Here is a 14412-nt window from a genome sequence, read left to right on the forward strand (position 1 = left end):
CCCCCTGGGCGCGGGGCCGCCGACCAGCCGGTCGACGGCGCGCCAGGTGGCGTCGAAGGCGTGCGTGACGGTCCGCCCCGCCTCCGCGAGAGCGCGCATCAGCACCTCGGCGTCGAGCAGGCCGAGGACGCCCGCGACCGCCTCCTGCTCCTGGAGCACCAGCCGGTCGCTCCCCCGCCCGGTCACCAGGTGCAGGGCGTGCCGGACGTCCAGCAGCAGTTCGTGGGCCTGCCTGACCCTCGGCCCCGGCGCCGAGGCGACCCAGGCCGCGGCGACCGCCTGCATGACCTGCACGTCGCGGATGCCGCCGCGCGCGTCCCTGAGGTCGGGTTCCAGCAGGAAGGCCAGCTCACCGCGGGCCGCCGCCCGCAGGCCCGCGGCCTCACGAAGCTCGGCGAGCCTGCGCCGAGCGTCGGCCCGCCACCCGGCCAGCACGCCCTCCCTGGCCGCCCTGGTCAGCTCCGGGTCGCCCGCGACGTGCCGGGCCTGGATCAGCCCGAGCGCCGCCTTCAGGTCGTCTCCGGCGACCGCGACGGCCTCCCCGACCGTCCGCACCGAGTGGTCCAGGCCCGCGCCCGAGTCCCAGATCGGGTACCAAAGCCGGTCGGCGACGGCCGCCACGTCGTGCCGGCCGTCGTGCAGCAGGACCAGGTCGAGGTCGCTGCCCGGCGCCTGCTCGCCCCTGCCCAGGCTGCCGACCGCGACGAGCGCGATCCCGGACGGCTCGCGTTCCCCGCTCCCCGCGCCGTCCTTCCCGTACGGCGCGCCGCGGGCGCTCCTCAGCAGCCCGGCCAGCCAGCGGTCGACCTCCGCGGTCCGCTCCCTGCGGGCCGCGGCGTAGGAACGCCGGTTCACAACGCCTCTGGGCCGCGTTCCCCGGTGCGGACCCGCACGACCGTGTCCACGGGGACGGACCAGACCTTGCCGTCCCCGATCTTGCCGGTCTGCGCCGCCTTGACGATGACGTCGATGACGTCGTCGGCGTCGTCCTCCTCGGCCAGCACCTCAAGCCGGACCTTGGGCACCAGGTCCACCTGGTACTCCGCACCCCGGTAGACCTCGGTGTGGCCACGCTGGCGGCCGTACCCGCTGGCCTCACTGACCGTCATGCCCCTGACGCCGAACTGTTCCAGCGCGGCCTTCACGTCGTCGAGCTTGAAGGGCTTGATGACGGCGGTGATGAGTCTCATGCGTCCACCTTCTTCGCGGTGCCACTGGCCGCCGGGGTCCTGACCGTGACGCCGGAGGCGTGCACGGTGCCCAGGTCGTAGCCGGTCTCGGCGTGGGAGGTGATGTCGATTCCGGTGACCTCGTCGTCGGCGCCGATCCTGAAGCCCACGGTCCTGTCGATGATCTTGGCGATGACCCAGGTGACGGCGAACGAGTAGGCCGCGACCACGATCGGGCCCAGCAGTTGCAGTCCCAGTTGCCCGAGGCCGCCGCCGTACAGCAGTCCCTTGCCCTGCTGGCCGAGGAGGGGGTAGGCGGCCAGGAAGCCGAGCGAGACCGCGCCGAGCACGCCGCCGACCATGTGGACGCCGACCACGTCGAGTGCGTCGTCGAAGCCGAGGCGGTACTTCAGGCCGACGGCACTGGCGCAGACCGCGCCCGCGACGGCGCCGATGACGACCGCGCCCCAGGGGTCGACGAAGCCGCACGCCGGGGTGATCGCGACCAGGCCCGCGACCGCGCCCGAGGCGACGCCCAGGCTGGTCGCGTGGCCGTCGCGCGCCTTCTCCACGACCAGCCAGGCGCCCGCGCCGACGGCGGCGGCGATCTGGGTGTTCATGAACGCCAGCCCCGCGGTCCCGTCGACGGCCAGTTCCGAGCCCGCGTTGAAGCCGAACCAGCCGAACCACAGCAGGCCCGCGCCGAGCAGCACCAGGGGCAGGTTGTGCGGGCGCATCGGCTCCCTGCGCCAGCCGACGCGCCTGCCGAGCACGAGGGTCAGCGCGAGCGCCGCGGCCCCGGCGTTGATGTGGACGACCGTGCCACCCGCGAAGTCCTCCACGCCCAGGTCGAACAGCCAGCCGCCGCCCCAGACCCAGTGGGCGACCGGGAGGTAGACCACGCTCGCCCAGACCGCGGTGAACAGCACCCACGCGCCGAACCTGGCGCGGTCGGCGACGGCGCCGCTGATCAGGGCGACGGTGATCACCGCGAAGGTGAGCTGGAAGGCGGAGTAGACCAGGCTCGGCATCCCGGTGCCGTCGGCCTTGGTCGCCGTGCCCACCAGGCTCTGCAGCCCCAGGGCGTCCAGCCCGCCGACGAAGGCGTTGACGATCCCGTTGCCGTTCTCGGTGAAGGCCAGTGAGTGCCCGTAGAGCACCCAGGCGACGGTGACGGTGACGATGCTCGCGAACGACATCATCATCATGTTCAGGACGCTCTTGGCCCTGGTCATGCCGCCGTAGAACAGTGCGAGCCCCGGAGTCATCAGCAACACCAGCGCGGTGGCCGTGAGCATCCAGGCAGTGGTGCCGCTATCGATCTTCATTCGAAGCGACCCTCCTTACGAATGGCGCGTGCCTGTCTCAGGTCGCAGTGAACGCCTCCGGGCTCCGTCGACCGTGCGCACTGACGATGCGCCCCAGCGTGTTCCCCGGTGGTTTCACGGCGCCGCACGATGTGTTTCGGATCTGTGAAACTCCACGACACGGTGTTTCAGCCACGTTTCGGACAGAGTCCCCGAAGGCCGCGATCCATCCCAAACCAGCCGCCGGACAGGTTGGTTTTCCCACGAAAGGCCACGAAAGAGAATGCCCCGACACATCGCCACAGGCCGGGACGGTGACACCAGCCCCTTACTCACAAAACGGACGAACGTCAGCAAATATCGACAAGATCATCAATAACTGACTACGAACGGGATCGCCGACCTTATCGTGTGTGACGACAGCGGAATACGCGTACGACAGGAGACCTCCCCCTGTGGTGAAACGTGATGATTCACCTTCCTCCCCGCAGAATCCTTCCGAATGGAAGCTTTCCCAGCAGAAGCCAGAAATCGACACCACCGTCCCGCACTCGGCCCGGATCTGGAACTACTGGCTGGGCGGCAAGGACAACTACCCGGTCGACCGCGAGGCCGGCGAGCAGTTCGCCGAGGTCTTCCCCGGTATCGCCGGGCTCGCCCGCGCGTCCCGGCACTTCCTCGCCCGCGCGATCCGGCACCTGGCCGGCGAGGAGGGGATCCGCCAGTTCCTCGACATCGGCACGGGCCTGCCGACCGTCGACAACACCCACGAGGTGGCCCAGCGGGTGGCCTCGGACTCCCGCATCGTCTACGTCGACAACGACCCCCTCGTCCTGGTGCACGCGGGCGCGCTGCTCACCAGCACCCCCCAGGGCATGACCACCTATATCAATGCCGACCTGTACGACCCGGACACGATCCTGGCCGCCGCGGCCAAGACGCTGGACCTCACCCGGCCCGTCGCGCTCGTGCTGATGCAGATCACCGGGCACGTCCGCGACACCGGCGAGGCGCACGCCATCGTGAGACGGCTCATGGACGCCCTGCCCTCGGGCAGCTTCCTCGCCTTCAACGACAGCGTCGACACCAATGCGGAGAACTTCGCGGCCACGCAGCAGTACAACGACAGCGGCGCGGCCCCCTACCACCTGCGCAGCCCGGAGGAACTCGCCGGCTTCTTCGACGGCCTCGACCTCCTGGAACCCGGTGTCGTCCCGATCACACACTGGCGGCCCGAGGTGCCTCTCCTCGACCCGGTCGCCGACGTGGACGCGCTGGGCGGCGTCGCCCGTAAGAGGTAGGTCTCCACCACACCTCGCGCGGACCGCGCCGTGACGGTCCGCGGTGGCCTCTCCCGGACACACGGTGACCACCCCGCCCCCGTACGGGATCTCCCGCGCGGGACGGTGGACGGTCGCCGTGCTCCGGTTTTCCCGAGACCGGCGCGCCGCGGTCCGACGTCGGCGACCGTCGCCAGAAAGTGACTGAACATGAACATCGAGACCGTGAAGGACCGGCCCGACGGCCGGACCACGGACGACTCCCCCGCAGGGAGCGGACCCACCGTCCTGCGGATGCTGCTGGGCGTCCGGCTCCGCAGGCTGCGGGAGGTCAGCAACATCAGCCTTGAGGAGGCGGGCGAGACGATCCGGGCCTCGCGCTCCAAGATCAGCCGCCTGGAGCTGGGACGCACCGGCTTCAAGCAGCGCGACGTGGCCGACCTTCTCACCCTCTACGGCCTCACCGACGAGGCGGAACGAGCCACGCTGCTGGCGATGGCCAAACAGGCCAGCCGGCGCGGTTGGTGGCACCCCTACAGCGATCTGGTGCCGAGCTGGTTCGACGCCTATCTCGGTCTGGAACAGGCCGCCGACGTCATCCGCGGTTACGAGGTCCAGCTCATCCCCGAGCTGCTGCAGACCGAGGACTACGCCCGCGCCGCCATCCGGCTCGCCCACCAGGACGCCACGAGCGCCGAGTGCGAACGTCGGGTCGAGCTGCGCATGAGGCGGCAGCGGATCCTGCACCGGCCCAACGCCCCGAGGCTGTGGACCGTCATCGACGAGGCGGCGCTACGCCGTCCGGTCGGCGGCACGGCGGTGATGCGCGCCCAGCTGGAACACCTGGTCGCCGTCACCGGGCTCAACCACGTCACCGTCCAGGTCCTGCCGTTCAGCGCGGGCGGCCACGCCGCGTGCGGCGGGCCCGTCACCATCCTGCGCATGCCCGAGCAGCAGCTTCCCGACGTCGTCTATCTCAGGCAGCTCATCGGGGCCGCCTGCCCCGACAGGCCGAGTGACGTGCAGCGCTTCTGGCACGTCATGAACCAGCTGGTCGTCCAGGCGGAACCGGCGCTCATGACGCGGGACATTCTTCACCGCTTCATCGAGGAGCTCCCCGGACGCTGACCCCGGACCCGATCCGGTACGGCTCCCCGAGGCCGTACCGGATCGTAGGGGTTCAGGCCGCCATCGCCATCTTCCGCAGCCTGGCCAGGGCGTCGCGCTCGATGCGGCGGGCGCGGTCACGGCCGATGCCGTAGCGCTCGCCGACCTCGGTCAGCGTGTGCTCACGGCCGTCGATCAGGCCGTAGCGCCAGCGGAGCATCTCACGGGTCTGTCCCTCAAGGCCGGTCAGCCACTCCTCAAGGCGCTCGCGCTCCAGGATGTCCATGGCCTGCTGCTCGGGGTCGGCCCACGTCTCGTCGGCGATCATGTCGCCGAGTTCGGTCTCGTCCTCGTCGCCCACGCCGAGCTGCAGGGAGACCGGGTCGGAGGCCCAGCGGCGCAGCTCGCGCACCCTCTCGATCGGCAGTTCGAGCACCTCGGCCAGGTCGGCGTCCGTCGGCTCCTGGTCGAACTCGGCCAGCATGTCGCGCCTGACACGCATCAGCCTGGTCATCTGCTCGCCCGCGTGGGTCGGCAGCCGCACCGGCCTGGCCTGCTCGTGGATCGCCCTGCCGACGGACTGGCGGATCCACCACGTCGCGTACGTCGAGAACTTGTAACCGCGCCGGTAGTCGAACTTCTCAACCGCCCTGACCAGCCCCAGGTTCCCCTCCTGGACCAGATCGATCAACGGCATTCCACGCCCTGAGTACTTGCGCGCCACCGCCACCACAAGACGTAGGTTGGCCTGAATGAACTCATCCTTGGCCCGCTGCCCGGAAACAGCCAGTCTTTCGAGCTCCTCGTCGGCGGCGTCCGCGATACGCGGTTCCCGCAACCCACCGTCGAGCAGTTGCTCGGCGAAGAGACCGGCCTCGATCCGCTTGGCGAGCTCGACCTCCTCCTCCGCCGTGAGCAGGGGGACCCTTCCGATCTCAGCCAGGTATGTCCCAAGCAGGTCTCGATCAGAGACGTGCTGATCCTGCGTCCGATTCCCCGTCGGCCTTGCCATCAGATGGCACCTCGTTCCGCCTGCTTATGGCAGGCCCGCGCGCTCAATCGAGACCCCGGGCGCGCGAACATGCCGCTTGCCTCAACAACGCCCGGACCAGGGCAAAGATTCCCCAAAAAAGTACGCCGAGAGAACGGTTTTGGATTTCCTCCTCAAGGAGGATGTCTCAGGACACAGCGCCATGAGGTCCCCCGGTTCCCCGCCCGGGAGGGCTCAAACCACGCCGCGCACCTCGGCGATCACCGCGGCGAGCGCGGCGCCCACGTCTCCCAGGACGTGCCTGCCCTCCTCGACCACCCGGCGGCCCCCTGAGACCACGGAGTGGACGTCCGCGGCCGTCGCGGCGAAGACCGTGATCTCCACGGCGTCCTCCTGGCAGGCCCCCGCGGTGCGGACCGAGTCCAGGCGCACCGAGACCAGGTCCGCCCAGGCCCCCGGCACGAGCATGCCCGCCTCGGGGAATCCCAGCGAGGCGTGCCCCGCGGCGGTCGCGGTCTGGAGCAGCTCGGCGGCCGTCCAGTGGCCGCGCCGTTCGGTGACGAGCCGCTCGCTCAGCTCGACGCCGCGCGCCTCCTCGAACAGGTCGATCACCGCCTGGCTGTCCGAGCCGAGCGTGACGGGCGACCCCGCGTCGAACAGCGCCCTGACAGGGCCGAGGCCGTCGGCCAGGTCCCGTTCGGTCGTCGGGCACGCGCAGACGTGGGCGCGTGACTGCCCGAGCAGCGCGACGTCCACCTCGGACAGATGTACGGCGTGCACGGCCGTGGTGCGGGGCCCCAGGACGTCGTGCTCGGCCAGGAGCTGGACGGGGCTGGCGGTGTAGGCCTCGACGCACGCGGCGTTCTCCTCGCGCCGCTCGGACACGTGGACGTGCAGCGGGACCGCGTGGTGGTGGGAGAAGGCGCCGACCACGGGCATCTGCTCGGCGGGCACCGCGCGCACCGAGTGGAGCGCTGCCCCGACCTCGACGTCGTGTTCCCCCCGGTAGGCCCCCAGCAGTTCCTCCGCCCGGACCGCCCACCGCTCCGAGTCGCCGTCCCCGAAGCGGAGCTGGGCGCCCGTCAGCGGAACGCCGATGCCACCGGCCAGATAGCAGGTGTCCAGCAGCGCGATGCGCAGACCCGCCCGTCGCGCCGCCTCGACGAGCGCGTGTCCCATCGCGTTCGGATCGCCGTACGGCCCGCCGCCCGGTGAGTGGTGGAGGTAGTGGAACTCCCCCACACAGGTGATCCCGGCCAGCGCCATCTCCGCGAAGACGGCCGTGGCGAGCCTGTGGTGGGAGTCGGGGTCCAGGGTCGCGGCGACGCCGTACATCCGCTCACGCCAGGTCCAGAAGTTGCCCTTCTCCCGCTGTGTCAGCCCGCGCAGCGCCCGGTGGAAGGCGTGGGAGTGCGCGTTGGCCAGCCCCGGCAGGGTCAACCCGGCCAGCCGTACGGCCCCGGCGGGAGGGACGGCGACGCCGGAGGCAACCTCGGAGATCCGTGAGCCCGTGACCGTGACGAGCACCCCCGAGGCGACCTCGCCCGGCGGCAGCCAGGCCAGCTCACACCAGTAGGCCGTCTCCGGCACGGACGCTCCCCGCCCGGGCGTCTGGGGCGCTCCTGGCGAGGACGGGAAGGAGTCTCCCCGCGCTGCGGCGAACACCCTCCATTATGTGAACAGGGTCGTTCACGGGCGCCCCGCACGGCTCACATGAAGGGCAAAAGGGTCGTCCAAGACACCGCTCAGTTGACCGGGCCCGCGCTGGGACGGACGGTGATCTCGGTGACGTGGGCGTCCGGGGTGGCGCTCACCGCGGTGAGCACGACCCGCGCGACCGACTCGGGCGTCAGATATCTGTCCGGCTCGTAGGCCGCGCCCTCCTGCTCGCGGACCCCGCGCTGCATGTCGGTGTCGATCCGCCCGGGATAGACGGAGGTGACCCGCAGGGCGGGCTCCTCAAGGCGGAGCGCGTCGGCGAAGGCCCGCAGCGCGAACTTGCTGGCGGCGTAGGGGCCCCAGTCCGGGTTGGCCCGCAGGCCCGCCCCGGAGTTGATCAGCACGACCCGCCCCTGGGCCGCGCGCAGGGCGGGCAGCAGCAGCCGGGTCAGTTCGGCGACCGCGACCACGTTGAGGTCCAGGGTGCGCCGCCAGACCTCGGCGGGCGTCGTGGCGATCCGCCCCAGGATCGCCACCCCGGCGCTGTGCACCAGCACGTCGAGCCGGTCGATCCCGGCGACGTCGGCCTCGGTGACCGAGGTCAGCTCGACCGGCCAGGGGCGCGAGCCCGGCAGTTCCGCGGACAGCGCGGCGAGCGCCGCGGTGTCCCGGCCGCCGAGCAGCAGGTCGTGGGTGGGGGCCAGGGCGCGCGCGACCGCGGCGCCGACCCCCCGCGAGGCTCCGGTCACCAGTGCCAGGGGACGTTCGGACATGTGGATCACCCTACTCGGGGCGGAAGGTGTCCGGCCCGGGACGCTCCAGGGTGAGCGCGTAGACGTCGTGCGGGTAGTCGTGGCCCGTCGGCCGGACCCTGACCTCCCGCTCGTCGGCCTCCAGGATGACGCACCGGTGCCACCTGCCCTCCTGCAGGAACAGCCACGGCTCGCCCAGCACGGAAAGGCCCGAGCGGTGGACCTCCTCGGCCGCCTCCTCGTCCGGGCGGGGCTCCCCCAGCGGATAGCCGAACACGGTCAGCGGCTGCCAGGCGTCCCCCACCGGCCGCAGGTAACCCAGAAGGGCACCGTCGTCGTCACGTCTGATCTCTCTCACGCCCGGCACCGTAGCCCACGATTGACATCGTATTCAAACTTGAATAAAAAATTGCACATGTCCTCCACTCGTGTTCTACTGCTCGGCGTACTGCTCGACGGCCCTCTCCACGGTTACGAGGTGCGGCGCCGCCTCGAACTCATGGGCACCCAGCACTGGGCCAACGTGGCCTACGGCTCGATCTACCACGGACTCGCCAAGATGGCCGACGAAGGCCTCCTTGAGCGGGTCGAGGAGGGAAAGGGAGGCAAGACCGTCTATGGGATCACCGAGATCGGCCGTGCGGAGTTCGCCCGGCACCTGATGAGCCACTGGTGGGAGATCAAGCCGATCGTGGACCCGTTCCAGGTCGCTCTCACCTTCATGGACCGGCTCTCACCCGCCGACCTGACCTCGGCGATGGAGGCCAGGGCCGCGCAGCTGCGCTTCTCGATCTCCATGACCGAGCGCGCGATCGGCGGCAAGCAGGCCTTCGGCGCCCCCCGGCACATCGACGAGTGCCTGCGGCTCAACATCCTCCAGCTCCAGGCCCAGCTCACCTGGCTCGAAGAGGCCATGGAGAAGGTTCGCGACGGGAAGCTGCCGTGAAAAGGGGTTGAGCCTCACACCGCGAGAGGGTCCAGCCTTTCCCGGGAGGTCGCGCGAGCGCCTCCCCACCCCCAGTCACCCCCGGACACCCGGCGGAACGGAGTGTAATGATCATCGAAGCGCGCGGACTGCGCAAGACCTTCACCAGGCGCGGGCGAGGCGGAAGCGAGCAGGTCGAGGCCGTCAGAGGCATCGACCTGTCGGTCTCCGAGGGCGAGATCTTCGCCGCCCTCGGCCCCAACGGAGCGGGCAAGACCACCACGGTCAGGATGCTCGCCACCTTCACCGCCCCGACCGCGGGAACGGCCACCGTGGCCGGATACGACGTGGTACGGCAGGCGGCCAAGGTCAGGGAGCGGATCGGGTACGTGGGCCAGACGGGCGGGATGGACGACAACGCCCCCGGCCTCGACAGCCTCCTGCTGGCCGCGCGCCTGGCGGGCCACTCCCGCAGGCAGGCGGCCGTCCGTGCCGACGAGCTGCTCGCGGCCTTCAGCCTGACCGAGATCGCCCGGCGCCCCCTCAAGACGCTGTCCGGCGGTCAGAAGCGGCGCTTCGCGCTGGCGGTCGGCCTGGTGAACCGGCCGCCGCTGGTCTTCCTCGACGAGCCGACGACCGGCCTCGACCCGCAGAACCGCGCCAACCTGTGGCAGGAGGTGCGCGCCCTGCGCGACCAGGGCACCAGCGTGCTGCTGACCACCCACTACCTGGACGAGGCCGACGCGCTGTGCGACCGGCTCGTCATCATCGACAACGGCCAGGTCGTGGCCGAGGGCACCCCGCAGGGACTCAAGAGGGAGATCTCCGGGGACGTCGTCACCCTCAGGGTCGACGACCGGGCCGCGGCGCTGCCGCTGCTGGCCGCGCAGCCGTACATCAAGGAGACCCAGGAGCGGGACGACGCGCTGCTTGCCTACCTCGACGACGGCGAGCGCAACCTGACGTCACTGCTGCGCGCCCTTGAGGCCGGTGGGCTGGCCATCCGGTCCATCTCCCTCGACCGGGCCACGCTGGACGACGTCTTCCTGCGGCACACGGGGCGTTCCCTGCGTGACGCCGCCTGACGACCACCCCCACCGTCGAAACGTTAGGACCCCCCATGTTCCGGCACACCGCACTGTTCTTCGGCCACGAGCTGCGCGCCATCCTGCGCAATCCGGCCTGGGTGCTGATCGGCATCATGCAGCCCGTGCTCTACCTGCTGTTGTTCGCCCCGCTGCTGACCACGACCACCCGGGGCGGAACGATGGGTGAGGCGCTGCGGATGTTCACCCCCGGCGCGATGATGATGATCGCGCTGTTCGGCTCGCTCTTCACCGGCTTCGCCATGATCAACGAGACCCGCAACGGCGTGCTCGAACGGCTGGCGGTCAGCCAGGCCTGGCGGCCCGCGATCATCCTCGGCCGGGTCGTCAAGGACATGCTCGTGCTCGCCTGCCAGGCGCTGCTGGTGATGGGCGTCGCCGTGCTCATGGGCCTGCGGCTGAGCCCGGCGGCGGCCCTGCTGATGCTGCTGCTCATGGCCACCACCGGCCTGTTCGCCGCCAGTCTCTCCTACGGCCTGGCGCTGGCCATCCGCGACGAGAACGGCCTGTCGCAGATCGTGCAGTTCTTCGCCCTTCCGCTGACCCTGCTGGCCGGGATGCTGCTGCCGGTCTCCCTCGGCCCGCAGTGGATGCAGACCGTCGCGAGGTTCAACCCGCTCTACTACGCGGTCGAGGCCGGGCGCTCACTGTTCGCCGAGCGCCTGACCGACACCACGATCCCGGTGGCCTTCGCCGTCTTCCTCGTGCTCGGTGCCCTGACCCTCACCTGGTCCGTGCGTTCCCTGCGGAAGCTGGCGGGCTAGCCGCCTCGGTGAAGACCCCGGCCCTGTCGATCATCCGCTCGTACTCCTCAAGCCGGGCCTGCGTCCGCAGCGGCGCCGCGTCCGCCATGGCCTCCACCAGCACCATGGCCAGGGCGAGCGGCGCCGTGTGCGCGTCGAACACCAGCCTCTCACCGACGGGGGCGTCCAGGATCACGTCCGCCTCGAACGGCACGTCACGCCTGTCGGTGATCACCGCGGTCCGCAGGCCCAGCTCCCTGGCCCCGCGCAGCGCCCGTACGGCCTCGGCCGGATAGCGGGGAAGCACCACGGCGACCAGCCAGCCCGCCCCCGCCCTGCGCGCGGCGTCCAGGCCGTCGGCCAGCTCGGACCCGCCGTGGGTCAGCAGGCGGACGTCGGGGTGGATCCTGCGGGCGAAGTAGGCGAACGTGGTGGCCAGCCCGCTCGAAACCCGCAGCCCGAGCACGGGCAGCGGCTCGCACCCGGCCAGCGCGGCGCCCAGTTCGGCGATGACCGAGGGGTCGGCCAGCCGGTCGCGCACGTTCCGCAGGTTCTCGATCTCCGCGTCGATCGCGGTCTGCAGGTCGTTGGCCCGGGACAGGGGCCGCTCGCTCACCACGAACGGCCGCAGCGCCTGCCGCAGCTCGGGATAGCCGGCGAAGCCGAGCGACGTGGCGAACCTGGTCACCGAGGGCTGGCTCACCCCGGCCCGTTCCGCCAGCTCCACGCTGGACAGGAAGACGGCCTCGGCCAGGTGGTCGTTGAGATAGCGCGCGATCCGCCGCTGCACGGGCGAGAGCCTCCGGCCCTCAAGAAGTCGATCGAGTCCTTCCCCCACGTCCCCTCCAACCGCTCGCCCCTCCACCGGCATTCCATCTCCCTCCCGTCCCGGTGTCGTTCATACACCTCGCGGAAAGGTGGACATGACGGCGGAGGCGCCATGGCAGGGGTGAACCCATAAAAAAGGGGGCGTCCCAGGCCGCACGCCGGGACGCCCCATCCTTTCCACCACCGCCACATCGGCCTGTGCCCTGCCCTGTCCCGCACGAACCGGACCGGAGGCCGAACCCGGTGAGCGTCCCGAGGGGCGCTCCTGAGCGAAGAAGAGGCTTCGCACAGGGCGGATGCCCGGTTTCCTCCGGCGCCAACCGACGGAGGAGACCGGCGCCCGAACCATCGCCCTCTCCACCACGTAAATTTGCGGGAGCCGTACGAAACCCGGGAGATCAGTTCGACTCCGGCGGCCGTCTCCCTCAGGTCGGCAGCAGGAACTGGGTCGCGGCCAGCTCGCGGTAGAGGTCGTCGTCGTCGAGCAGCTCCCCGTGGGTGCCGATCGCCCGTACGACCCCGCCCTCCATGACCACGATCCGGTCGGCACTGGTCACCGTGGACAGGCGGTGGGCGATCACCAGCACGGTCGTCTCCTTCGCCACCTCGGCGATCACCTCGCGCAGCCGCATCTCGTTGACCGCGTCGAGCTGGGAGGTCGCCTCGTCGAGCAGGAGCACCCTGGGCCTGCGCAGCAGGGCCCTGGCGATGGCGACCCGCTGACGCTCCCCACCGGAGAGCATGATCCCGCGATGGCCGACCTGGGTCTCCAGGCCCTCGGGGAGCCGGGCGACCAGGTCGTCGAGCCTGGTCAGCGAGAGCACCCGCCGGACGTCGGTCTCGTCGACCCCGAGGGCGGCGAAGACGAGGTTCTCCCGCAGCGTGCCGTCCAGCACGGGCGCGTCCTGCTCGACGTAGCCGAGGACCGCCCGCAGCTCGGGCAGCGGCCAGTCCCGCACGTCACGGCCGTCGACGGTGATCGTCCCCGACTGCTGCTCGTAGAAGCGCTCCAGCAGGGCGAAGACCGTGGACTTGCCCGCCCCCGACGGGCCGACCAGGGCGGTCAGGCCGCGCGCCGGGATCTCGAAGGAGACGCCGCCGTGCACGACCGGCCGGTCCTCGCCGTAGCGGAAGACCACGTCCCGGAAGCCCACCCCGGCGGGAGTCGTGCCGGAGACGCCCGCCGGGGTCCCGATCTCCTCCGCGGGGAGTTCCTCGATCTCCCTGATCCGCCTGACCGCGGCCAGGCCGTTCTGCATCTGGGTGAAACCGTGCACGAGCTGGCCGATCGGGGAGACCAGGTAGAAGAGGTAGAGCAGGAAGGCGACCAGCGAGGAGACCGCGAGCGCACCCGAGGCGACCCGCGCGCCGCCGACGCCGAGCACCGCGACGAAGGCGAGCTGGGCGGCCACCCAGGTGGAGATGCCCGCGATCGAGGTCCACCAGGCGACGGCGACCCCCCTGTCACGCGCCTCGCGGGCCGCGGCGTCCACGGTGGCGATCTCGCGTTCCTCCGCGCCGCTGGCCTTGACCGTGCGGAAGGCCTGCAGCACCCGGTCCAGCACCGCGCCCATCTCGCCGACCGCGACCTGCGCCTGGGTGGAGGCGCGCCGGATGCGCGGCATGACCAGGCCGACCAGCGAGCCGACCACGGCCAGGACCACCAGGGTGACCACCAGCAGCAGCCCGTCCATGACCGCCATCATCACGATGGCGCCGACCAGCATGAACAGCGCGCTGACCATCTCGACGACGCCCTCGGTGAACACCGCGCGCAGCAGTGTGGTGTCCGAGGTCACCCGGGACAGCAGGTCGCCCGGTTTAAGACGGTCGACCTCGGAGACCCGCAACCTGAGGATGCGTCCGACCAGGCCCCGCCTGGCGGCGAAGACCACTCCCTCCCCCATGCGTTCGAGCACGTATCTGCCCAGCGCGCCGACGACCGCGCCCACGACGACCGCGACCGTCAGGCCGAGCACCGGCCCGACCAGGGACCGGTTCGCGCCGAAGGCGTCGATGACCGTCTTGGCGAGCAGGGGCATGGCCAGGCCGGCGAGCGAGCCGACCAGGCTGAGCGCGCCGCCGAGCAGCAGGGCGGAACGGTGTGGCCTGATGTAGGCGAACAGCGGGCGCCACGACGCGGTCTCTGACAATTCCCGTCTCCTTTGAGATGACATGACCGGCCCCCGACCGACGTGCTTCATATCTACTGCGCACACGCCCCTTTCGAGCGGCACGGCCGGTTTCGTAGACGAAAGTCGATTCCGTCAACATAGGTTGACGCGATCGGCATGTCAACCATGGTTGACGTAAGAGAAGCGGGACACCCGGGGAGGGATGCCCTCTTCGGTCTCCTCAAGGGAAAAATCCATGAATTTTCTGCTCTTTCCGCCGTGCCGCCGCACGAAAGAGCCACCCGGAGCCGGAAGCATTCCAGCGGCGACCAGACGGCCACCGGCGGGCCGGGGCACTCCCCGGGGCACCGCAGGCCGCCGACGCCGAGATCGAACGTTCGCCGGCACGACGGAGCCCCGTCCGCGTCCGT

Annotated in this window: 14 protein-coding genes; 5 read left to right on the forward strand and 9 right to left on the reverse strand. The window is 70.7% G+C overall.

All coding sequences use genetic code 11. The annotated features are described in order from the left end of the window. The 3 genes from ACFOYY_RS26010 to ACFOYY_RS26020 all read right to left on the reverse strand — a co-directional run. On the reverse strand, window positions 1-855 hold an 855-nt coding region (locus ACFOYY_RS26010), incomplete at its 3' end, for a [protein-PII] uridylyltransferase family protein (protein ID WP_386192904.1). Beyond that, window positions 852-1190 carry a P-II family nitrogen regulator gene (locus ACFOYY_RS26015; RefSeq protein WP_184713272.1) on the reverse strand — a complete coding sequence of 113 codons (339 nt, stop codon included), beginning with the start codon at window positions 1188-1190 and terminating at the stop codon, window positions 852-854. The genes ACFOYY_RS26010 and ACFOYY_RS26015, both read right to left, overlap by 4 nt. After that, window positions 1187-2497, reverse strand: a complete 1311-nt coding sequence (locus ACFOYY_RS26020; protein ID WP_352009564.1) for an ammonium transporter — start codon at window positions 2495-2497, stop codon at window positions 1187-1189. The genes ACFOYY_RS26015 and ACFOYY_RS26020 overlap by 4 nt, the downstream gene beginning before the upstream one ends. 437 nt (window positions 2498-2934) lie before the next feature. On the opposite strand from ACFOYY_RS26020, the gene ACFOYY_RS26025 reads away from it, so the two are divergent. Continuing rightward, window positions 2935-3777: an SAM-dependent methyltransferase gene (locus tag ACFOYY_RS26025; RefSeq protein ID WP_386192908.1), complete on the forward strand. Its 843-nt coding sequence runs from the start codon at window positions 2935-2937 to the stop codon at window positions 3775-3777. 189 nt (window positions 3778-3966) lie between these two features. Further along, window positions 3967-4884, forward strand: coding sequence for a helix-turn-helix domain-containing protein (locus ACFOYY_RS26030; RefSeq protein WP_362776985.1), 918 nt, complete (start codon window positions 3967-3969; stop codon window positions 4882-4884). A 52-nt stretch (window positions 4885-4936) separates the two neighbouring features. Here ACFOYY_RS26030 and ACFOYY_RS26035 read toward each other — a convergent pair whose 3' ends face one another. The 4 genes from ACFOYY_RS26035 to ACFOYY_RS26050 all read right to left on the reverse strand — a co-directional run bounded on the left by ACFOYY_RS26035 (window position 4937) and on the right by ACFOYY_RS26050 (window position 8623). Beyond that, the gene (locus ACFOYY_RS26035) at window positions 4937-5875 is read right to left on the reverse strand and encodes a sigma-70 family RNA polymerase sigma factor (protein ID WP_352009567.1); all 939 of its coding nucleotides are present in this window, start codon (window positions 5873-5875) and stop codon (window positions 4937-4939) included. Window positions 5876-6088: 213 nt separating this feature from the next. Next, on the reverse strand, window positions 6089-7444 hold the full coding sequence (locus tag ACFOYY_RS26040; protein ID WP_352009568.1) for a formimidoylglutamate deiminase: 1356 nt from the start codon (window positions 7442-7444) through the stop codon (window positions 6089-6091). A 155-nt stretch (window positions 7445-7599) separates the two neighbouring features. Further along, a complete protein-coding gene (locus tag ACFOYY_RS26045; protein WP_362776988.1) occupies window positions 7600-8286 on the reverse strand; it encodes an SDR family oxidoreductase in 687 nt (228 codons plus the stop codon). Window positions 8287-8296: 10 nt separating this feature from the next. Next, window positions 8297-8623, reverse strand: coding sequence for a hypothetical protein (locus ACFOYY_RS26050; protein ID WP_352009570.1), 327 nt, complete (start codon window positions 8621-8623; stop codon window positions 8297-8299). Window positions 8624-8680: 57 nt separating this feature from the next. On the opposite strand from ACFOYY_RS26050, the gene ACFOYY_RS26055 reads away from it, so the two are divergent. The 3 genes from ACFOYY_RS26055 (at window position 8681) to ACFOYY_RS26065 (ending at window position 11060) form a co-directional block, all read left to right on the forward strand. Beyond that, a complete protein-coding gene (locus ACFOYY_RS26055) occupies window positions 8681-9211 on the forward strand; it encodes a PadR family transcriptional regulator (RefSeq protein WP_352009571.1) in 531 nt (176 codons plus the stop codon). 107 nt (window positions 9212-9318) lie between these two features. Further along, window positions 9319-10275, forward strand: coding sequence for an ATP-binding cassette domain-containing protein (locus tag ACFOYY_RS26060; RefSeq protein ID WP_386192914.1), 957 nt, complete (start codon window positions 9319-9321; stop codon window positions 10273-10275). A gap of 35 nt (window positions 10276-10310) precedes the next feature. Beyond that, a complete protein-coding gene (locus ACFOYY_RS26065; protein ID WP_352009573.1) occupies window positions 10311-11060 on the forward strand; it encodes an ABC transporter permease in 750 nt (249 codons plus the stop codon). On the opposite strand, the gene ACFOYY_RS26070 is transcribed toward ACFOYY_RS26065, so the two are convergent. Together ACFOYY_RS26070 and ACFOYY_RS26075 are read right to left on the reverse strand one after the other, a co-directional pair. Continuing rightward, window positions 11020-11829 (reverse strand): MurR/RpiR family transcriptional regulator, encoded by an 810-nt coding sequence (locus ACFOYY_RS26070; protein WP_386192916.1) that lies wholly within the window; start codon window positions 11827-11829, stop codon window positions 11020-11022. The two genes, ACFOYY_RS26065 and ACFOYY_RS26070, sit on opposite strands and share 41 nt — an antisense overlap. A gap of 463 nt (window positions 11830-12292) precedes the next feature. Beyond that, window positions 12293-14044: an ABC transporter ATP-binding protein gene (locus tag ACFOYY_RS26075; protein WP_386192918.1), complete on the reverse strand. Its 1752-nt coding sequence runs from the start codon at window positions 14042-14044 to the stop codon at window positions 12293-12295. Between the last annotated feature and the right edge of the window lie 368 nt (window positions 14045-14412).

Origin of the sequence: Streptosporangium jomthongense, assembly GCF_042650425.1 — a bacterium.
In the GTDB taxonomy this organism is placed as follows: domain Bacteria; phylum Actinomycetota; class Actinomycetes; order Streptosporangiales; family Streptosporangiaceae; genus Streptosporangium.

Coding starts and splice junctions, on each gene's coding strand:
- ACFOYY_RS26055 (WP_352009571.1), top strand. CDS start 8,681: ATGTCCTCCACTCGTGTTCTACTGCTCGGCGTACTGCTCGACGGCCCT.
- ACFOYY_RS26075 (WP_386192918.1), bottom strand. CDS start 14,044: ATGTCATCTCAAAGGAGACGGGAATTGTCAGAGACCGCGTCGTGGCGC.
- ACFOYY_RS26030 (WP_362776985.1), top strand. CDS start 3,967: ATGAACATCGAGACCGTGAAGGACCGGCCCGACGGCCGGACCACGGAC.
- ACFOYY_RS26035 (WP_352009567.1), bottom strand. CDS start 5,875: ATGGCAAGGCCGACGGGGAATCGGACGCAGGATCAGCACGTCTCTGAT.
- ACFOYY_RS26015 (WP_184713272.1), bottom strand. CDS start 1,190: ATGAGACTCATCACCGCCGTCATCAAGCCCTTCAAGCTCGACGACGTG.
- ACFOYY_RS26065 (WP_352009573.1), top strand. CDS start 10,311: ATGTTCCGGCACACCGCACTGTTCTTCGGCCACGAGCTGCGCGCCATC.
- ACFOYY_RS26060 (WP_386192914.1), top strand. CDS start 9,319: ATGATCATCGAAGCGCGCGGACTGCGCAAGACCTTCACCAGGCGCGGG.
- ACFOYY_RS26020 (WP_352009564.1), bottom strand. CDS start 2,497: ATGAAGATCGATAGCGGCACCACTGCCTGGATGCTCACGGCCACCGCG.
- ACFOYY_RS26045 (WP_362776988.1), bottom strand. CDS start 8,286: ATGTCCGAACGTCCCCTGGCACTGGTGACCGGAGCCTCGCGGGGGGTC.